The sequence below is a fragment of the Tolypothrix tenuis PCC 7101 genome (assembly GCF_963874875.1).
Lineage (GTDB): Bacteria > Cyanobacteriota > Cyanobacteriia > Cyanobacteriales > Nostocaceae > Aulosira > Aulosira tenue.
The window spans coordinates 6959659-6979631 of the sequence record NZ_CAWNJS010000001.1; the positions used below are offsets into that span (position 1 = coordinate 6959659).

The 19973-nt window shown below is 41.2% G+C and carries 15 protein-coding genes; 7 read left to right on the top strand and 8 right to left on the bottom strand.

Features of this window, described 5'->3' with window-relative positions; translation table 11 throughout:
• Positions 1 to 283: 283 nt before the first annotated feature.
• Positions 284 to 2056 (bottom strand): SWIM zinc finger family protein, encoded by a 1773-nt coding sequence (locus AACU25_RS27410; RefSeq protein WP_096581085.1) that lies wholly within the window; start codon positions 2054 to 2056, stop codon positions 284 to 286.
• 383 nt (positions 2057 to 2439) lie between these two features.
• Here AACU25_RS27410 and lpdA point away from each other — a divergent pair, with 383 nt between their 5' ends.
• From lpdA to AACU25_RS27425, 3 genes are all read left to right on the top strand, one after another.
• A complete protein-coding gene (gene lpdA / locus AACU25_RS27415) occupies positions 2440 to 3867 on the top strand; it encodes a dihydrolipoyl dehydrogenase (RefSeq protein ID WP_096581087.1) in 1428 nt (475 codons plus the stop codon).
• A 128-nt stretch (positions 3868 to 3995) separates the two neighbouring features.
• Complete coding sequence (gene trpC / locus AACU25_RS27420; RefSeq protein WP_096581089.1) at positions 3996 to 4883, top strand: indole-3-glycerol phosphate synthase TrpC; 888 nt, start codon at positions 3996 to 3998, stop codon at positions 4881 to 4883.
• 223 nt (positions 4884 to 5106) lie between these two features.
• Positions 5107 to 5355, top strand: coding sequence for a DUF5340 domain-containing protein (locus AACU25_RS27425; protein WP_096581091.1), 249 nt, complete (start codon positions 5107 to 5109; stop codon positions 5353 to 5355).
• Positions 5356 to 6135: 780 nt separating this feature from the next.
• Here AACU25_RS27425 and AACU25_RS27430 read toward each other — a convergent pair.
• The 6 genes from AACU25_RS27430 to petM form a co-directional block, all read right to left on the bottom strand.
• Complete coding sequence (locus AACU25_RS27430) at positions 6136 to 6363, bottom strand: DUF2949 domain-containing protein (protein WP_096581093.1); 228 nt, start codon at positions 6361 to 6363, stop codon at positions 6136 to 6138.
• Between the two features lie 489 nt (positions 6364 to 6852).
• Positions 6853 to 7383, bottom strand: coding sequence for a DUF192 domain-containing protein (locus AACU25_RS27435; protein ID WP_096581095.1), 531 nt, complete (start codon positions 7381 to 7383; stop codon positions 6853 to 6855).
• A 599-nt stretch (positions 7384 to 7982) separates the two neighbouring features.
• The gene (gene nblR, locus AACU25_RS27440; protein ID WP_045867913.1) at positions 7983 to 8669 is read right to left on the bottom strand and encodes a response regulator transcription factor NblR; all 687 of its coding nucleotides are present in this window, start codon (positions 8667 to 8669) and stop codon (positions 7983 to 7985) included.
• 412 nt (positions 8670 to 9081) lie between these two features.
• Positions 9082 to 9999: an NAD(+) kinase gene (locus AACU25_RS27445; RefSeq protein ID WP_096581097.1), complete on the bottom strand. Its 918-nt coding sequence runs from the start codon at positions 9997 to 9999 to the stop codon at positions 9082 to 9084.
• 139 nt (positions 10000 to 10138) lie between these two features.
• Positions 10139 to 11137: an SDR family oxidoreductase gene (locus AACU25_RS27450; protein ID WP_096581099.1), complete on the bottom strand. Its 999-nt coding sequence runs from the start codon at positions 11135 to 11137 to the stop codon at positions 10139 to 10141.
• Between the two features lie 198 nt (positions 11138 to 11335).
• Entirely contained in the window at positions 11336 to 11440 is a 105-nt protein-coding gene (petM, locus tag AACU25_RS27455) for a cytochrome b6-f complex subunit PetM (RefSeq protein ID WP_045867910.1), read from the bottom strand.
• Positions 11441 to 11700: 260 nt separating this feature from the next.
• Between petM and pdxA the strand changes: the two genes are divergently transcribed.
• The gene (gene pdxA / locus AACU25_RS27460) at positions 11701 to 12801 is read left to right on the top strand and encodes a 4-hydroxythreonine-4-phosphate dehydrogenase PdxA (RefSeq protein ID WP_096581101.1); all 1101 of its coding nucleotides are present in this window, start codon (positions 11701 to 11703) and stop codon (positions 12799 to 12801) included.
• Between the two features lie 212 nt (positions 12802 to 13013).
• Here the strand turns inward: pdxA and AACU25_RS27465 are convergent, their stop codons facing one another.
• Entirely contained in the window at positions 13014 to 16424 is a 3411-nt protein-coding gene (locus AACU25_RS27465; protein ID WP_096581103.1) for an ATP-binding protein, read from the bottom strand.
• Between the two features lie 669 nt (positions 16425 to 17093).
• Here AACU25_RS27465 and AACU25_RS27470 point away from each other — a divergent pair.
• From AACU25_RS27470 to kaiC, 3 genes are all read left to right on the top strand, one after another.
• The gene (locus AACU25_RS27470; RefSeq protein WP_190445931.1) at positions 17094 to 17678 is read left to right on the top strand and encodes a KaiA family protein; all 585 of its coding nucleotides are present in this window, start codon (positions 17094 to 17096) and stop codon (positions 17676 to 17678) included.
• A gap of 104 nt (positions 17679 to 17782) precedes the next feature.
• Positions 17783 to 18097: a circadian clock protein KaiB gene (kaiB, locus tag AACU25_RS27475; protein ID WP_045867907.1), complete on the top strand. Its 315-nt coding sequence runs from the start codon at positions 17783 to 17785 to the stop codon at positions 18095 to 18097.
• 284 nt (positions 18098 to 18381) lie between these two features.
• Positions 18382 to 19944 carry a circadian clock protein KaiC gene (kaiC, locus tag AACU25_RS27480; RefSeq protein ID WP_096581105.1) on the top strand — a complete coding sequence of 521 codons (1563 nt, stop codon included), beginning with the start codon at positions 18382 to 18384 and terminating at the stop codon, positions 19942 to 19944.
• The last annotated feature ends 29 nt before the right edge of the window (positions 19945 to 19973 follow it).

The window sequence follows — 19973 nt, forward strand, 5'->3', positions numbered from 1 at the left end:
TTTTGGGGAAAATGTTAAAGGTTTTTCCTTTTCCTTTTCCCATTCCCCTTTTTACCCTTAACCGACAAGTGTTGGCTACCAATTGATTTAATATTATGTTCTTTGAAGTAATACTAAATTAAATCATGTTTGCGACACATGAATAATATTCTAGAGGGCATGGCAGCGCCCCTACAATCTGTCGCATTCTTTTTTCAAATTAGTATAAACATGATTAGAAAATTTATAGTAATGACTTTATTCTTTATATTGAAAACTCAACTGCTCTTGAAGATAATTTTTACTACATACCTTTTTCCTTAAATAATCCCATTAATTTTCGCTTCCGCCCATGCTCCTGCATTAACTTGGCTTTATAGCTATCCCAATCTGCTTTTCTCCCAGATTCCAAGTAAGCGGCGCGCGCTTTTTTTAACCACTGAACAGCTTGATCGTAATATTCTGCTTTACCTGCATCCATAATCATTTCTGCACGGCGACGCGCATTTGCAATTACCCAACTAGGCTTATGAGATATTACTGCATCCATAACACGCTGAATTAAATCAGCATAGTAAGAACTAAGTTCATTCACAATGTGAATAGCATCATCAATCAAGCCTTCATATAAGAAAATATCTACCTTGGCTGCTTCGCTTCCCCAACTACCAAAAGTGCGGAGAATTTGCAGTAAATCTATTTTCACAGTCTCCCAGTTTTCCCCTGCTAATTCTGCCATTTTTTGATAATCAACAAAGGATGCTCTAACTTGAAAAGCAGCCATCAGTGCAGATAAAGCTGCTTCTTGATCGTTTAATTCTTGAGCTAAATCACTTGTCCAAATCCCCAATTCATACTGACAATTACCTGGCAAATTTAAGCCGATTTGGGCAATATCTAGGGCTTCCGATAATGAATCCTGTTGTGCTAGGGTTTTCGCTAAAGCAAAAGCAGCCTCCATCGTATTCATTTGGGATTGCGCTGCTGTTATGGCTTCATCTACTCTGCCCAAACGCCCTAACATTGTCAGATATTGTTCGGTTTGTCCTTCGGCTGCTGCCAAATACAAGTATTCTTGATATCGTTCCTGGCGTTCGAGAATTTTCAGGCGAATTAAGGCTAAATCATCAGCATAGTCTGGGATTTGTTCTTCCCAAACACCCATTTCGGGGATATTACCTTGGAGAACTTGCACCAATGGCGGGTAATCCCAACCTTGACGCAAGGCTTCCGAAGCTAAGTCAAAATCAGCGTCCCATTCTTCCTGCCATGATTCCAAATTAACTTGGATATCAACCTTTTCTCCTGGGGTAAGTTCCGCTATGAGAATGGCTTCACACCAAGCCGCATTCAATTCTGGGAGAAACTCATAATTATCAGCACCATAGTCTGCAACATCGTCCCAATTTTCCACACAAGCCGAAGTAATCGCCTCTAAAATTGCGATCGCATTATTACCATCTCCTCGTTCGCACAAATCTACCGCAGTTTCGATCAGACTCAGTAATTCTTCACCGATTGGGTCATCATCATAACCATCTTCCCAAGCACTCACTGCATTCCGGATAATCTGGCGGACTTTCTGCCCAAAGGGTTTGGCATCGATTGTGCTGTGAATTACAGGTTTGATTCTTGGTGGTTTAGCAGAAGAATATGTAATCAAATTAACATGGCGGTCAATTGCCTCAATCAACTTTGGATATTCCGCCACCAAACTTTGCAATAACCTGTGAGTTTGCTGATCATCCAGACGACTCAGCAATTCTTCTAAAGTCGGACGCTCATCAATACTTTCTGGCTGACGCACGCAAACCAGCAAGGTAGCTACAATATGTTTACACCAGCCATCGCGATCATAAGGACAGCTGCATTTAACAGAATTTAATCCGTCTGTATCAAAATTGAGGCGGACTTGATAAGGATGATTTTCATTGCCTTCAACTTCTGCCAACAGCAAATTACCACGTTGGGTAAGAGACATCACAGCATCAGCCTCATAATAAGCCTCACCTCGCTGGAAAGACTTAGCGTTAGCATGACGGCGGATTGTAAATTCACTGAGCTTAGGAATTAGCATGGAGGGATTGGGGATTGGGGACTGGGTACTGGGGAACTCGGGGCCCCCTCTGGGGATAAGGGGCAATGGGGACTGGGTACTGGGGATGAGGTAGATGAGGGGGATGAGGGGGATAAGGGAGATGACGGCAGAAAATCCCATTAACCAATGCCCCATGCCCCATGCCCAATGCCCCATGCCCCATTCCCAATGCCAAATTTTGCGAATTTTAAGTATAAGATACAGCGAGTATATAAGTTAAATTATGATACTGAAGATATTCAGTCCCTTGGCCTGCTAGCGTAAATCATAAATTGGAATTAGTAAGACCCGAACATTAAAGGGGTTGCGCTGATTGCAGGTCAAGTTGAGAATATATAGGCGAAGCACACGGGGAAACTAACGTGAGTCAGGGATTCGATTACGATTTAGTGATTATAGGCGCTGGTGTAGGTGGACATGGAGCAGCCCTACACGCCGTTAGCTGTGGTCTGAAAACAGCGATTATTGAAGCAGCTGATATGGGGGGAACCTGTGTCAACCGGGGCTGTATTCCTTCAAAAGCGCTGCTGGCTGCATCCGGACGTGTGCGGGAGTTACGTAATACTCACCACCTCAAGTCTTTGGGCATTCAAATTGGTAGTGTGGAGTTCGATCGCCAAGCGATCGCCAACCATGCTACCAATCTTGTCGCCAAAATCCAAGGCGATTTAACCAACAGCCTCAAGCGTTTGGGTGTTGATATTATTCGAGGCTGGGGAAAATTAGCTGGTACTCAGAAAATCACCGTGACTGGTGATGGTGGTGAAAAAACTATCACAGCGAAAGATATTATTCTTTCTCCCGGTTCTGTGCCTTTCGTACCTCCAGGGATTGAAGTTGACGGTAAAACTGTTTTTACCAGTGATCAAGGTGTGAAGTTAGAATCGCTACCAAATTGGGTAGCAATTATTGGTAGTGGTTATATCGGTTTAGAATTTTCCGATATTTACTCAGCATTAGGTGCTGAAATCACCATGATTGAAGCCCTCGATCAACTTATGCCAGGATTTGATCGGGATATTGCCAAACTTGCTGAACGGGTGCTGATTACCCCACGCGATATAGAAACAAAAGTGGGAATATATGCTAAGAGAGTCATTCCCGGTTCCCCGGTGGTGATTGAATTAGCTGATTTTAAAACAAAAGAAGATTTAGACGTGATCGAGGTGGATGCTTGTTTAGTTGCTACTGGACGCATCCCAGCTACCAAAAATCTCGGTTTAGAGTCTGTGGGTGTAGAACTCGACCGGAGGAATTTTATCCCAGTTAATGACAGCATGGCAGTGTTGTCAGCAGGTGAAGTAGTACCTCACCTCTGGGCAATTGGCGACGCTAACGGCAAAATGATGCTAGCTCATGCTGCTTCTGCTCAAGGTATCGTTGCAGTGGAAAATATTGTTGGTCGTCCCAGGGAAGTTGATTATCGCAGCATCCCCGCCGCCGCCTTTACCCACCCAGAAGTTAGTTATGTCGGCTTAACAGAAACCGCAGCCAAGGAATTAGGCCAAGCTGAAGGTTTTGAAATAGCTAATAGCAAAGGTTACTTCAAAGGTAACTCTAAAGCCTTAGCCGAAAATGAAGCTGACGGTATGGCAAAGGTAATTTATCGCAAAGATACCGGAGAAGTCTTAGGCGTTCACATCTTTGGACTACACGCCTCAGACCTCATCCACGAAGCCTCAGCCGCCGTTGCTAACCGCCAATCTGTACATACCCTCGCTCATTTAGTACACGCCCACCCAACACTTTCGGAAGTGTTAGACGAAGCATACAAAAGAGCGATCGCATAAAAATGGGCATGGGGCATGGGGCATAGGGCATGGATAATAGGTAATTACTTTTCTCCTCTGCTCCCTGCCCCCTTGCCTCATCTCCCTCATCCCCCTCATCTCCCTTATCCCAGCCCCCAGTCCCTAACATGCAAATCCGTCGCCGTTCCCCTAGTTCAACTGTTGCTGTTTCCGTCATCCGTTATGAGGTTGCAATGCCAGGTGCAGAACCAAACAACATTTTGGAGAAAATTGTTTGGCAAAAAGAAATCGAAGTTGACCAAATGCGGGAAAGAGTACCTTTGCGGGAATTGCAAAAGCAAGCGTTAACTGCACCGCCAACCCGCGATTTTGTGGGGGCGCTACGACAAGGTAAGACAAAACCAGCGTTAATTGCCGAAGTCAAAAAAGCTTCACCCAGTAAAGGCATATTACGGGAAAATTTTGATCCAGAAGCGATCGCTCTTTCTTACCAACAAGGTGGTGCTAGTTGCCTGTCTGTCCTCACTGATGAGAAATTCTTTCAAGGCAGCTTTGACAATTTAGCCAAAGTTCGTGCTGTCGTAGATTTACCGTTGCTCTGTAAGGATTTTATCATCTATCCTTATCAAATGTACTTAGCACGTTTGCGGGGGGCAGATGCAGTTTTATTGATTGCAGCGATACTCAGCGACCAAGATTTGCAGTATTTCATCAAAATTGCCAAATCTCTCAACATGGCAGCTTTAATTGAAGTTCATAGTTTAGCAGAACTTGATCGTGTGTTAGCCTTAGATGGCGTTACTTTGATAGGAATTAACAATCGCAATCTCGAAGATTTTTCAGTTGACTTGCAAACAACTTGTCAACTACTAAAAGATAGAGGTCAGCAATTACAGGAACGTCACATCTTGATTGTGAGTGAGTCAGGATTACATACACCAGATGACCTAAGTTTAGTAGCAACCGCAGGCGCATCTGCTGTACTGATTGGTGAATCTTTAGTTAAACAACCAGATCCAACAGTTGCGATCGCTAATCTATTCCCAAGGTCGTAATCTCAAAATACCGCTCCCGTTCCTGTAGATGAAATCAACCATACTAGGTATGGTTGGATAATAAGTTGTGCTAAACCCATCACTGGCTCTCTTTGTTAAATCTTTATAGCCCAGCCAATCTCATGTATCAGCAAATACTGGTTGCCTATGTAACAATTAAGTTAGTAGCAAAACAACCTTAGTTTATCCAAAAATCCCTTATTTGAAAAACCAAATCAACTTCATGGAGCAAATTCCTCTGCCCTCACCTATCCATTACGAACTTATACTGCAACTTTTAGAACGACAAACAATGTCAGCAGTAAGTAAAAATCCGGATTTGCGGCATCAGGTGAATCAGCTAATTATTACTTTACGTAAAGCAGCTGTTCAGCAAAAGCACCTGGAAGAAATTTGCCAGTTTTCTTCTGTAATGGTTGACCATCGTTGGTCGATCAATCATCATACTGAAAAAGCTGTTACCCCCGAATAAAAATCTTCATATCCTGCCCCACTGTATTCGTTCCTCGAAATATCACAGAGGGATTATAAACATCACTGCCGAGAGTTACTATTTCTCCAAGCAGAATTATCAAAATCAGGACACTTCACTCAATTTGACATTAAATTGAGTGAAGTGTTTTTTGACAATTTGTCAAAATATACTCATATTATTCAGCCCGAGAGTTTATTTAGCAGGACTTACGCAACTGGTACACCAATCTTCTGGTTTAACCCTCCTGCAGCGCTGGTCTCACCGCACGTGACTGGCTCCTCTTGACAGCCTAAATGAAAAAAATGTCACACTTGCTCCCGTCCTAACCATTTTGAAAAAAGAACGCAACGTATGAGTAGGGGCACGGCACCTGTAAGATATTTGATATGCCAAAAGATTGCGGATGCCGTGCCCTTGCAAAGAATTTATCTGTCGCAAACATTATTTAATTTAGTAGAATTTATTACAATAAAAAAATTCATCCGCGTTTATCGGTGGTTTATTTCATCAAATCTAATGCCTGATTTTAGGTGTGTCATAGACTACTTAAAATTTACTTTATAAATGGTTTCTCAATAATTTATTGTTTGTTATTTTTCTATAGCTATTGAATACAGTACTAAAGCAAAAGAGCGAGTTAAAAATTTAACTCGCTCTTTTGCTGGATAGGATAATAAATTAAGTCAAGGCAAATTTTTGATTCCCAATCTATTCGCCTGGGAAACAGGCATAGTTGATGTAACATACCTCAATTCTCCTCAATGAGCTATTCATAACCTATGCCGTCTCTAACCAATCATAAATTTTCTCTAACTGATCGAGCGTAACCAAACCATACTGCCAAAGAATCATCGGTAAAGGGCCTGGATCTTGCTCGCGATGTCGCAACGCTACAGCTAAAGATGCTGTAGAAATTGCCAAATCTTCTTGCAAAAAATTAATCAATCGAGAATACTTTGATGGTGACATTTGTATCTCACCTCCTAGTGCAGAGTGTATTGTCATATATCAGTTCACCATTTCTCAGTAGCTAGTAGCCAGTATCTTATCTGTCACTATCGCATTAATACTTAAAAGCAAGAGCAAACTTTGTCTAAATTTACCTTAAAGAATTGCTCCGAATCGCGAATGGGAAAAACTTTGAACTCTAGAACTATTTGTCTGCTTAATTCTCCAGTAGCTCTTTCCCTAAATCGCATTTGTGTCTTTTTTATGAAAAGCAGGTTTTATTCAATTACACATCTGGTAACAAATATTCCTTAGTTTATAGTCTCTTATGAGCGACCATTTACACGTATGTCAAAAGGAAGATATTTTGGTAATAAAATTTCAAGTTTAAATTCTATCATCGGGATAGATAGAGCTTCCAAAAGTTTGCAACGTGATAAATAGCAGCTTTGTGAGTGAATATTATACCATTGGCAGTGAGATTTTTTTTACCTTACATTATTTATTAAGGTTTGGCATGAGTTGAAAAGCGGACTTACAAAATTTTCATTTACGCAATGTTGCGGATGGTAAAAACTTTATTTTTATACTATCGCCCAGCTTCAAGCCTAATTCAGTAGCTCGACCAGCCCTAAGTTCGATTACTGTATCAACTAGTGTATTTGGCCCGTAAGTAGGACAAGGGTCACTAGTACAGGGAGGTGCAGAAGTTTTGATATATTTGACGACCCCATTCTGCATAAAAACCATATCTAGAGGTATGAGTGTATTTTTCATCCAGAACCGCACTGCTTGGGCTGAAGGGAATTTAAACAGCATTCCCCGGTTATCTGGCAAAGATTTTCTATACATCAACCCCATTTCTTGCTGTTCTGGAGTCTGGGCTACTTCCAATTGAATCTTTGTATTATTGGGAACAGTAGCCTCAGCTGTAATGGACAGTTGTTGACCAGCAGATACTGGTGCTTGAGTTTGAGAGCCAGATGTAGTGGACGGAGGTTTAGCCGTCGTGGGTGGAGAACAGCCCATCAACAAAACACTCAGCAATATTGAAATGAAACTTAGCAATTTGAGCATAATGATGAGTGATTTTGTAATTTAGATTCTGATTTTACAAAATTTAAGAAAAAAAACCCATAACTTATAGAAGTTTTTACTGGGATGAAGTAAAGGAATTGTGACATAAGATATTAGGGGATATCCTGGGGTAATTAATCAGGGGGTAACACCCCTCATCCATAATTTACCCAGATTCTAGCCCGTGTCAATGCATTTTAGCGATTAACTGATAATTTATTTATTACTGAATATTTTTATGTATTTAAAGATACTTCGTGCCAAGCTAAATTTGTCGAGTCAGTATCAATACTGCTCGGTTAGGGATTTTCAAACCGGAATTTGGTTTAGGGAAAAGGTGAAAAGGTCAGGTTTAAAGGTTTTTTCTTGTCCCTTTTGCCCCTAACCTACAAGTATTGGAGTCAGTATTACCCTAGTGAATGTTTTCTAAATCAGGCGAGCATTGTATTTGAATGGCAAAACTGGAAAGCTTATCTTATCGCTAGAATTCCAGCCTTTTAAGGCGAGATAATTTCAATTTTGAATAATAATCCCACCTAATTTCTAGGTGGGATGGGCAAATAATGCACTGTAGTTTCTGCGGCTCTAAGCATGAGCTTCTAAGATTCCCTTAAAACGTAACCTACGCCTCTTACTGTTTGAATCAGACGCTTTTGCCCTTCATCTTCGATTTTAAGGCGTAAGTAGCGAATATACACTTCAATTACATTTGATTCGCCCATAAAGTCGTAACCCCAAACATTTTCCAGAATTTGTTCTCGGGTTAATACTTCACGAGGATGTTCCATTAAGAACTTTAATAATTCAAATTCTTTCATAGTGAGGTCAATTACTCGACCGTTATGTATAGCACGGCGAGTAGCGATATCTAAAACTAGTTCCCCAAAACGTAACTGTTCTGTGGTATCGACATCAGGTTTTAAATAGAGACGAATCAACTTTAAAAAGTCTTCTGAACGGTAAGGTTTCAGAATGTAATCGTCAGCTCCAGCTTCTAAACAAGCTACTCGATCATCAACTGTATCCCTTGCCATCAGGACTAGTACAGGAGAGCGCAAACCAGAGGTTCTGAGATTTTTGCACAATGAAAGCCCTGATTCACCTGCCAACATTCTGTCTAAGACAATTAAAGCAGGTTGGCGATCGCGGCTATATTGTAAACCGCTATTGGCATCATGAGCCAAAATCGATTCATAGCCTGCCTCTTGCAAATCGAAAGACAGCTGATTTGCTAGGCTTTCATCGGTTTCAATCACTAAAACACAAGGACTATGAGCAGAGGTCATATTAATATTGCAATGTTAGGTATGGAATTTTGGATAGTACAAAAGTACATAAGCTAGAGATATAATTTCTCAGTTTTTGATGGTGAATCCTAATTTAGTGGGCAAAACCCTTATAGGAAATTTAGCGCTCAGAATTAAAGACAAATTATACAAATTATCTATTATTGAATATAACTTGCCCTGAGATAACGCCTGCGGATGTTTTAACACTTTCAGGGATTAACCATCAAAATTCTGCTAAGTAATTTTAATCGCTAGTTCCAAATACCATAACTACATCAGCAATTCTGGAAGGAAATTGGGAATTAGGGATTGGGTAATTGGTAATAGGGAAAGTTAAGAGTCATAATTATTGACCTTTGAGTAGAGACGCGATTAATCGCGTCTCTCCAACTCTTGACTTTTAACCCCTTTAAGGCAACTCTACCGAAGTTGGTTTGGCAATATGCGGTAGACCCCAGCCCAATTTTTCGCGCAAAATGCGGAAAAATTCTGGGGGTTGTAGGCGAATGAATTTGACAGTATATTGCGATCGCTCTAAATGTACTTTATCTTCTGGGAAGATATAACACCCACCATTACCATCTACTACCATTACCAGGCGGGGAATATTTACTGGATAAATATTGACTGGTTCCGTATCTGGAAATACTAATGCTCTAGAAGCTAGGGAATGGGGACAAATAGGCACTAATTGCAAGGCGGGTACGCCAGGGATGACTACTGGGCCACCAGCACTTAAAGAATAAGCAGTGGAACCAGTTGGTGTGGACACAATCACACCATCTGCGGCTATATCAACCGGCGCATGACGACCTATGGCTATTTCAAAATGGCACATAGAGGTCAATGGTTCTCGATGCAACACCATTTCATTCAGGCATAGTGCTTCCCAAAGCACTGCTTCTTCCCGCAAAACTTGGACGGTGAGCATTGCTCGTTCTTCAATTTCATAGCCACCAGCCATTACCTGTTCCAGGGCTTGGGGAAGCTGATTGACATAAGCTTCCGTCAAAAATCCCATGTGGCCAGTGTTGATTGTTAGTATTGGAACCCCGCAGGGAGCAACTTGGCGAGACGCAGCCAAAACAGTGCCGTCTCCCCCCAATACTACTGCAAACTCCATATCTGAGTCAAACCCAGGTGGCGTTAGCCCAGTAACTGGGGTGTGACATACAGGACTTTCGGGACTTGAGTAGCCCAGGATGCCACCGATACTCGATGTGATGCATACATTCCAACCGGCTGCGGTTAGCTTGTCTTTTAGTTCGATAGCGATGCGAGCCGCTATCGGTTTAACGTCGTTGTAAATAATGCCTGCTTTCGGCACACTCAAATATCCAAGTTTAGGCGATGCTCTATATTATGCTAATCGTTACACATTTTTGACCATGTAGTCATGAGTTTTAAGTCAAAAGTCAAAAGTCCACAGTCAAAAGTGTAATATCTATCTCAAAGTTGATCGTTAACTACTGACCATTGACTTTAGAAGACTGCTTAAACGGTGTCTTTTTAGATTTCTGCTTTTTACTTTGCTTCTTCTCGTAATCTAATTCTTTAAGTTTTTTCATAATGCGGCTAAAGTACTCTTGCAAGTAGCTTTCGAGGGTGGTAGTCTGTTGTGCATCTATCCCAAAGACTTGGTATACCTGTTCCATTGAGGCATTTAGAGGTTTACCACTAGCTAAAACTTCTGTAAATGCCAATCTATCAGCCACATTCCATCCCCACTGAAAGAACCGCAGGAAGTGTCTGACAGTACGCAGTAAATTAATTGGCATTCTTGTGACTCTCGCTTCTTTGCCGGATAAGCGTTCGCACACACTAATAATTTCCTCTGCACTCCAAGCACGAGTACCTACTACTGGGAAGGTTTGTTTTTCTGTTTCTGGTAGACTCAAAGCTCGAATCGCAAACTTAGCAATGTCCAGAGTATCCATATAGGCGACAGGAGAAGATTCACCTGTTACCCAAACCGGTTGGTTTTCCAAAATGGGAATTCCATATTGACCGATTAAGCCTTGCATAAATCCAGCTAGGCGTAAGATTGTATATTTCAAGCCTGATTCAACTAGGAAAAGCTCTGTACAACGCTTAATTTCCATTAAGGGTACTTCTGGGTACTTCTCAGATTCCAGAATTGAAAAGAAAATAAAGCGTTCTACACCCGCAGCCTTAGCAGCTTGGATTAATGATACTTTACCGTCCCAGTCCACCTGTTTAATGCTCAGTGAATCTGTGGGACGTGATGTAGCCGCATCAATTACTGCAGTAACCCCTTCCAATGCTCTGGGAAGGGTTTCGGGATAACATAAATCTCCGCCTACGAGTTCTGCACCCCACTCTTTCAGAAAAGCAGCTTTTTTGGTACTCCGGACAAGACAGCGTACCTTATACCCCTCATCGATAGCACGACGAGCCACTTGTCTTCCTAAGGTGCCAGTAGCACCGACGATTAATATAGTCATGAGGGTTGTAACAATTTTTTAAATTTATATGAAAAGAATTTTAACAGAATCGTTAAAGAAACAAAAGTTTACAATTTTTTCAGAAAGACATATTAATACAGACAGGCTACTGGAAAAAGCTTTGTCCGAAAACCGGACAAGCTATTTTCCGCCAGAGACAACAGCCTCTAGCTGCTGAAAATTGGTTCTCCAGAAGAATTATTCGTCTGCACCCTGAATTTTCAGTAATAAAGCACCTAAGGCCCAACCTACGAAGATTAAACCGAAGGACAACAGCGCTGCGTTCAACATTTCACCGCTCATTAGTGCGATTCTCCTTAGCGAAGGGTTTACTTAATATGTCTCGCCGTTAAAACCTGCTGACATCAGATTGCTAACAAGTTTAAGTCAACTAGGTCTACCAGAAGCTTGATCCCAGCCACTGTTGCATTAGACCAGTGTAAATAATTTTAAACCAGTTTGGGGGTTAAACCCTACTATTGGAGAGGGGATGAGGAGGATGAGAGGGACAAGATTGTTATAGGCTTGGTATTTATCGAAAGAACCATAAATTAATTAAATATATGTATCAAGTTAATCAAAATCTGGTGGGAAATTCATCTTTACAAAATTGCCCACGCTTGGCGTTGACATTGGGAGATCCGGCGGGAATTGGGACAGAGGTGATTTTGAAGGCTTTGGCTGATCAAGATATTCGCCAAAACTTTCATATCACAGTTGTAGGTAGCTTAGATTTATTGGTACAGACTCACACCAAATTGTTGAGTTTAACTAATAATCTTGTTCCTTTAGCAAATCCTGCCGAATTGTCGGTTATTGATGTGCCATTACCAAAGGAAATTCAAGCTGAAATTATCATTGGAAGAGGTAACCAGGCCAGTGGTGCGGCTAGTTTTGCCTATATGGAATATGCGATCGCTCAAACCCTAGCTGGTAAATTTGATGGTATCGTCACTGCCCCCATCGCTAAATCAGCTTGGAAGGCTGCAGGTTACAGTTATCCAGGGCAAACAGAACTTTTAGCTGAAAAATCTGGTGTTGAGCGCTTTGGGATGTTATTTGTGGCGCGATCGCCTTATACTGGTTGGACACTCAGAGCTTTACTCGCTACCACACATATACCCTTACGTCAAGTAGCATATACGTTAACACCGCAGTTACTCAGCAAGAAATTAGATTTGCTGGTGGAGTGTTTAGAGAAAGATTTTGGCATAGAGAACGGGAGAATTGCGATCGCGGGTTTAAATCCCCACAGTGGAGAACAAGGACAATTAGGAAGTGAAGAAATAGATTGGTTAATTCCTTGGTTAGAACAAGAACGCCAAAATCGCCCAAATTTGCACTTACAAGGGCCAATACCACCAGATACGATGTGGGTTAAACCAGGTCAAGCTTGGTATGGCAATAGTCAAAACCAAAACCCGGCTGATGGCTACTTGGCACTTTACCACGACCAAGGCTTAATTCCTGTCAAGTTAATGGCCTTTGACCGTGCAGTTAATACAACAATAGGTTTACCTTTTGTCAGAACATCACCCGATCATGGAACAGCCTTTGATATTGCTGATAAGGGAATCGCTGATGCTACAAGTATGAAAGCCGCGATTGAGTTAGCAGCAGAGTTAGTTAGTCAAAGACTCGCAAAAAAGTTGAGCAACGCGTAAAAGCAAATCATCAAACCTCAATCAGCAAAAGCATATACTTTGGGCAAGCTGGGAAAATCAGAGATGATTTATAAAGTAGGGTGCGTTAGCGATAGCGTAACGCGCCATCTTTCTCTCAATAATTATGATTCTGTTGTCATTTGCCATTATTATTAATTACGTAATTACGTAGGCGTTAGCCTTCCCGCAGGGTATTACGAATTAGTAATTAATTATTTACGACCAAGAGCCAAAGCTTGATTGACTTCATTTAGTAATTCTTCCATTGATATTGAACGCGGCAAAATTTGGGCGGAAATTGTATTTCCGACAGTTTCTATAGTTTCCAATCCATTCTTTTTCAATTTATCGCTGCCTGTCTGGACTTTAGCTCTGGAGGAATTTAATTGCCGATTGAGTATTAAAATCGGGGGCAAATTAATTGGTAAATCTCCTAATGCTTTTAATGCTTTCAGCATTTCTTTATGTATAGCAGATTCTCCTAGGCAAATTAATAATAAATCAACGCTTTGATGACGAATTTGTTGCAGCACTTCTGCCCAAGCACTACTCATTGCGGCTTTTAAGCCAGCTGTTTGCAAGTATTGAATTAAAGCTTGGAACCACTCATATCCCCGTTCAGCGTTTTCATTACTCAATGAAGAGTTATTTTCAGTACGATACCCCCTAACAGACTTACGTCTTCCTTGAGGTAGATCACGTAGCATTGTGGTGTCCACCACTAAAATGCTTGGTGGACAACATATCCCAGAGGCAATTTGCAGCACTGACAATAAAGCATCAGTTTTACGACTGCTATTGCTATTATCTTTGCCCAATGGGGTTAAGCAAGGAAACACAGATAATCCAGGGATTTGGGAAGCGGCTAGGGTAGTCACGACATCGCAAGTCACCAATGGTAACGCCGCTAATCGCGGATGCTGGCTGAGTTGTTGCAGGTAGGCTTGTGCTACAGGAGTTTCTACATCTAGTAACACAACATCGAACTGCCAAACTCTAGCTAAAAGTTCTGCCTGATCTAAGTCATCGACTTCGATAACTCGGTGTTCTCGCAATGAAGGGTAGGGATTAATTGTTTCCAATTCTGGATTGACTAATCGCAGAATTCGCAGGGGGGTTTTCATGACAGACAGATCATTGCTGTCCAACCCTGATTGCGAATTTGCTGGTGTCGCACAGAGAGTTTCTAACAGTGGTACCAAGGCTTGATGCTGCACTGGTAAGCTTAAAAAACCATCGGCTCTGTTAGCGAATGCTTGGTCTTTTTCGGCTCCTGTTGCTGTCACAATCAAAGGAATGTGGCGAGTTACTGTATCAGATTTGAGCAAGGTGAGTACATCCCAACCTGATAAAAGTGGTAGCAACGGATTTAAGAATATAGCTTTTGGTTGCAGGCGACGGGCTTTTTCTACTGCTTCTGTTCCCGATCGCGCAATCACTACGCGGTAACCTAAACCTTTGAGCTGATCGGTTAAATCTTCAATATATCTGGCTACTGCCTCAACTACTAATACCAGTCTTTTTGAGGATGTTGCTTGTGGTGTAGCTGTGTTAACTAACTGATGTGCTGATGTGCTGCGGCCAATTGTCCTGGTATTGGCTGTATCAGCGTAATCTATATTTTCCTCCTCTTGTTCAGAAAAGCCTGTTTTGGGTGGACTAGGTGGTAAAAGCAGTGTAAATTGGCTACCTTTACCTTCCCGTGACAGGAAGCTCACATCCCCACCATGCAATCTGGCTAAGGCTCTAGTTAAGACTAATCCTAAACCGGTACCTTCAAATTGCCTTGTGAGGGGATTTTCCAGTTGTTGGAATTTTTGAAAGATTAAATGTTGCTGGTGTTCGGGAATCCCGATGCCTGTATCCCAGATTGTAAAGGCGATCCACCCTTCCCAACGACTCACCCGCAAGCCAATTTCTCCAGATTCTTCAGTAAATTTAAAGGCATTGGAAAGCAGGTGTACTAACATTTGCCGTAGGCGTAATTCATCTGCCACCATCTGTTCTAAACCTGGTTCAATGACTATGCTCAATTGATGTTCCCGGGAACGGTTAGCTGGCGATGGGGTAGTAGTTTTCGGTTTACTGCTTTGATTTTGGATGGCTTTGGCTTCGGATAAGGCGCGATCGCAAACTGACTGAATATTGACTGGGGCCAGTGTCAGATCCATTTGCCCTGTTTCCATCCGGGTTAAATCTAAAATATCGTTGACGACACTCATCAAATGTCGTCCGCTTTGATGAATTAGTCCAGCATAACGGGCTTGACGTTCGTTTAATTCTCCTAATTGCTGATCTACTAACAACCGTGATAACCCTAAAACAGCCGTTAGGGGTGTTTTTAATTCATGACTTATACAAGCTAAAAACTCATCTTTTAAGCGATTTAATTGAATGAGATCGGCATTTTTAGCTGCTAATTCTTTACTGAGCTGCTGTTGCTCGGTTACGTCAGTAGCTAATACTAACCACAAATCATCAGTGTTAATATTTAAATCTTGATTACTCAGCGTAATTTCTGTATCAGAATTTAAAACTTTTAACTCTGGAGTATCTAAAGGAATTTTGGCAAATTGCCATACTCGTTCTTGACCATTTTGCACTTCAACAATGCAGGTGCAAGTACCCATTTGGCTGTCCCAGAAGCATTGGCTGGATGATGCATCTGGAGAATTTTGTTGCTCGTGCAGGTTGTTTGTAGATAATGAGTTAGATGTTAAATTGCCAGGTAAGCCTTCTCTCAAAAAGTTAGGAGTAGCAGCTTCAGCGCCTAGTTTGCGCTTTGGTGTCATAGTTTCTCTTCTCAGAGATAAGCTATTGTCATCCACCTGCAATTGCATCGGTATGGCTTGCTCTTCTTGAGGATAAGCACGATCCCCTGCACAGGGATAGCGCTGATTGCCTTGGGGGATGACATATTCTGGCTGTTTAACTCTGCTGGGGGTGAGTATCCTCTCCACTTGTCGCCTGACTGCTTCTGGATCTTTCAATATCCCCAATTGTTGCCACCAAGCGGGATTTTGGGTTACTACTTCTCCCGTACCAGTTTGCAACATCAAAGGCCAAGGCAATCGTTCCAACAATTGCACTAGTGGCTGATAAACTGGTGTTTGGTGTTGATTTGGTAGCTGTAGAGGTGATTGCGTGGCAACATCTTCTCTGGTGTCATCTTCTATGTACTCAGAAATCGCCACTTGCTGACGCGCTAATAATGCCAATAGCCGCGAGCTATCTAGCAAACCCACAAATTTGCCATCAGGATCGATCAGCGCCCAATTAAAATTATTGTGATTAATTTGAGTTTGTTGATAGCGCAAAAACAAGCCAAATTGCTCTACGCGCTCAACAGCTGGTATGGTTTGTATTGGTTCAATTAATGATAAAGCGAAATTTGTAATTGGTTGTTGAACATTGAGGCGATCGCCTCCCACTGCTGCCAAGAGTTTTTGAATACATCTGGCAGAGTGCAGCAATCCCACTGGGCATTGCTGCTGATTTACCACTACCACGCGATCGCACTGCTCTTTCTCAAAAATCTCCAGCACCATTGCCAGAGTACTTGTTTCTATGCAGATGGGTACGGTTGCTAGAAAGTCATAAAGCGGGTACTGTAGCATTGACATACGGCTTCGGTGGTTGTTCTTCCTGAGGAAGCCTCTGGTCTTACCATTAGCTTTGGGGCAGATGACGCTCAGACCTGAAGCAATATCTCTGAAAGAAGACTCTAATAAAGAATTCTGGTGAAAATTTCAATGCCATTGAACTCTGGGCTTGGCCTTGACTGACACTTGTTTACCTATACTCATGTTCATGTCTGTGGCATTTCCCTTTTTTGCATTTCTCTGCGGACAAACATTCTAACCAGTATTATGACTGGTGTTAAAAATCCTCCTAGATCGCAATTAGCTAAAACAATTATGGCTCTAAAGATTCGCTTTAGAACCTTGAGGAATTATAATGATTTAGAATGCGACAATCCGTTAAGTTCGTTTAAGTATCTTATCAAGGAGCGAAACAAAATATCCTTATTTGGATAGATATACATCACAATCGTCATCGACTAAACAAGGACCTCTTTGAGAAACACAACATCAACAATTTACTCAGTCTTACGGCTCAATAACTGCATTAGTCCTTTTAGTGCCCCGCTCTTGGGCTGACACAAATTCTCCTCCGGATGGATACTAATCAGTTAAATTCACACCTAAATTGAGCCTAGAACTATTTTCCAGGATGAATAATCTCGCTAAAATTGCTCAAGGCGCTTGAGGATACGTATAGACCAAACACAAATGTTATTACCAATAATAATTCTCCCACTGCATATTAAAAAAACTTTATATTATTTATCAACCTTAGTTATTGCCCCCAGGGCGACTGAGTGGCTCTGGAACTTTCCTAATACCATTACCAATAACAAGCTTTATATCTCACCTTTTAACTTAATTGATACTTTTAATATAAATTTTTTAATAAAGGGCTTGCTACCCAACAGGAATGAAAACTTCCTTGCAAAATATTGCTATGAATTTGCATTTTATAAGGAAAAACACCAGAATTTGTTTCAACAGATGGATGCACACGAGCGAGAACAGTTGTTGAGAGAGATTAAATCTGATTACCGAGAAATACTTGTACACTACTTTACCACAGAACAAACTCTAAAAGAAAAGATTGATAAATTCATCAATGCAGTATTTTGTGCTAATATTCCTGTGCCCCAAATCATAGAAATGCACATGGAGTTAATTGACGAATTCTCTAAACAGTTAAGATTAGAAGGAAGGAGTGATGAAACATTACTCGATTATCGACTGACATTAATAGATATTCTGGCTCACTTGTGTGAAACTTATAGATGTTCGATATATAAATAAAGTAAATGTATTGAAGTTATGCTGGTCAAAAGCATCTGCTATGACTGCCTATCAATGCGCGAACACATCTTACTTTCTAGCCTCAAGTTTAGCCTGTACCTTATATGAATAAAGCACGAAAGACCTATGTTCTCAAGCTTTATGTAGCTGGAAACACACCTAACTCAGTACGGGCATTAAAAACACTAAAAGATATTTTAGAGCAAGAATTTCAAGGTGTTTATGCTTTGAAAGTCATTGATGTTTTAAAAAGCCCCCAACTAGCAGAAGAGGATAAAATATTAGCCACACCCACATTATCTAAAATTTTACCTCCACCTGTGCGGAAAATCATTGGTGATCTTTCAGACAGAGAAAGAGTATTGATTGGATTAGATTTACTATATGAAGAACTAAGTGAAGAAGGTTGGGAAGAGTAAAGGGAAGTATGAACTATCAACTATGAAATTATCTGTTTTCCCAAATCATCAGGGATCAATGACTAAAGAATCTGAAAAAAATCGGATTTTATCGTCTATCAGTAGTGAAGTATTATAGTCAGGTTTTACTTGCTTCTTGAAACTTCAGCCCTCTGTATCGTTTATCCTTTACACTTTCAGCTTCTTTAGTAAAATATTTAAGCTTCTCAGCGTAAAATTTTGATGTAATCTTCCAAACATTAGTAACATAAAACCTGGGTAGAATACCCCTTTTTTAACAAGCAATGATTGAAAAAGACCAGCCAGAGCAAAGCGTAACACCGTTAATTGGGGGTGTAGAAAAGATTAGCACAATGATAGAGGGCTTTGACGATATCAGTCACGGTGGTTTGCCTATTGGAAGAACTACCTTAGTCAGTGGCACCTCTGGCACCGGTAAAACTTTATTATCTCTACAATTTCTCTATAACGGTATCACATTCTTTGATGATCCTGGGGTATTTGTCACCTTTGAAGAATCCCCTAGCGACATTATTAAAAATGCCCATATTTTTGGGTGGAATTTGCAACGTTTAATAGACGAGGGTAAATTATTTATTCTCGATGCTTCCCCTGATCCTGAAGGTCAAGATATTGTAGGTAACTTTGACCTTTCAGCCTTGATTGAGCGGTTGCAATATGCAATTCGCAAATACAAAGCCAAACGCGTATCAATCGACTCCATTACAGCTGTGTTTCAGCAGTATGAAGCAATGGGAGTAGTGCGACGTGAGATATTTCGTTTAGTCGCCCGTCTCAAACAGCTGAGTGTCACGACTGTGATTACCACCGAACGCAGCGAAGAATATGGGCCAGTCGCTTCTTTTGGAGTAGAAGAATTTGTTTCTGATAACGTTGTCATAGTTCGCAACGTTTTAGAAGGAGAACGCCGCCGCCGCACCATTGAAATTTTGAAATTGCGCGGTACAACTCATATGAAAGGTGAATATCCTTTTACCATTACCAATGAAGGAGTGAATATTTTCCCATTGGGAGCAATGCGCTTGACACAAAGGTCTTCTAATGTGCGAGTATCTTCCGGGGTGAAAACCTTGGATGAAATGTGTGGTGGTGGCTTCTTTAAAGATTCGATTATTTTAGCCACAGGAGCCACAGGTACTGGTAAAACATTATTAGTCAGCAAATTTATTCAAGATGGCTGCCTCAATGGTGAACAGGCGATATTATTTGCTTACGAGGAATCGCGTGCCCAGCTTTCTCGGAATGCTTCCTCTTGGGGAATTGATTTTGAGGAATTAGAAAAACAAGGCTTACTCAAAATCATCTGTACCTATCCTGAATCAACTGGCTTAGAAGACCATCTGCAAATTATTAAGTCAGAAATCGCTGTTTTCAAGCCAGCGAGAATTGCTATTGACTCTCTTTCGGCTTTAGCTAGAGGAGTCAGTAATAATGCCTTTAGACAGTTTGTTATTGGTGTTACTGGTTACGCAAAACAAGAAGAAATTACAGGGTTTTTTACCAACACAACTGACCAATTTATGGGATCGCATTCGATTACTGATTCCCATATTTCCACGATTACTGACACAATTTTGATGTTACAGTATGTAGAAATTCGGGGAGAAATGTCCCGGGCAATTAATGTATTCAAAATGCGGGGATCTTGGCATGATAAAGGTATCCGCGAGTACAATATAACTGCTGCCGGCCCAGAAATTAAAGATTCTTTCCGGAATTATGAAAGAATTGTTAGTGGTGCCCCTACCCGCGTTAGTATCGATGAAAAGGCGGAACTTTCTCGCATAGTCAAAAGTTTTGAAGGTAAACAGAGTTCCGATTCCTAAATTTGGTATCGTACTATATTCTCTTCTCA

Excerpts from the sequence above, each read along its gene's own strand:
- AACU25_RS27410 (WP_096581085.1), bottom strand. The coding sequence starts at position 2,056 with ATGCTAATTCCTAAGCTCAGTGAATTTACAATCCGCCGTCATGCTAAC.
- trpC (WP_096581089.1), top strand. The coding sequence starts at position 3,996 with ATGCAAATCCGTCGCCGTTCCCCTAGTTCAACTGTTGCTGTTTCCGTC.
- AACU25_RS27425 (WP_096581091.1), top strand. The coding sequence starts at position 5,107 with ATGGAGCAAATTCCTCTGCCCTCACCTATCCATTACGAACTTATACTG.
- AACU25_RS27430 (WP_096581093.1), bottom strand. The coding sequence starts at position 6,363 with ATGACAATACACTCTGCACTAGGAGGTGAGATACAAATGTCACCATCA.
- AACU25_RS27435 (WP_096581095.1), bottom strand. The coding sequence starts at position 7,383 with ATGCTCAAATTGCTAAGTTTCATTTCAATATTGCTGAGTGTTTTGTTG.
- nblR (WP_045867913.1), bottom strand. The coding sequence starts at position 8,669 with ATGACCTCTGCTCATAGTCCTTGTGTTTTAGTGATTGAAACCGATGAA.
- AACU25_RS27450 (WP_096581099.1), bottom strand. The coding sequence starts at position 11,137 with ATGACTATATTAATCGTCGGTGCTACTGGCACCTTAGGAAGACAAGTG.
- petM (WP_045867910.1), bottom strand. The coding sequence starts at position 11,440 with ATGAGCGGTGAAATGTTGAACGCAGCGCTGTTGTCCTTCGGTTTAATC.
- pdxA (WP_096581101.1), top strand. The coding sequence starts at position 11,701 with ATGTATCAAGTTAATCAAAATCTGGTGGGAAATTCATCTTTACAAAAT.
- AACU25_RS27465 (WP_096581103.1), bottom strand. The coding sequence starts at position 16,424 with ATGTCAATGCTACAGTACCCGCTTTATGACTTTCTAGCAACCGTACCC.
- AACU25_RS27470 (WP_190445931.1), top strand. The coding sequence starts at position 17,094 with ATGTTATTACCAATAATAATTCTCCCACTGCATATTAAAAAAACTTTA.
- kaiB (WP_045867907.1), top strand. The coding sequence starts at position 17,783 with ATGAATAAAGCACGAAAGACCTATGTTCTCAAGCTTTATGTAGCTGGA.
- kaiC (WP_096581105.1), top strand. The coding sequence starts at position 18,382 with ATGATTGAAAAAGACCAGCCAGAGCAAAGCGTAACACCGTTAATTGGG.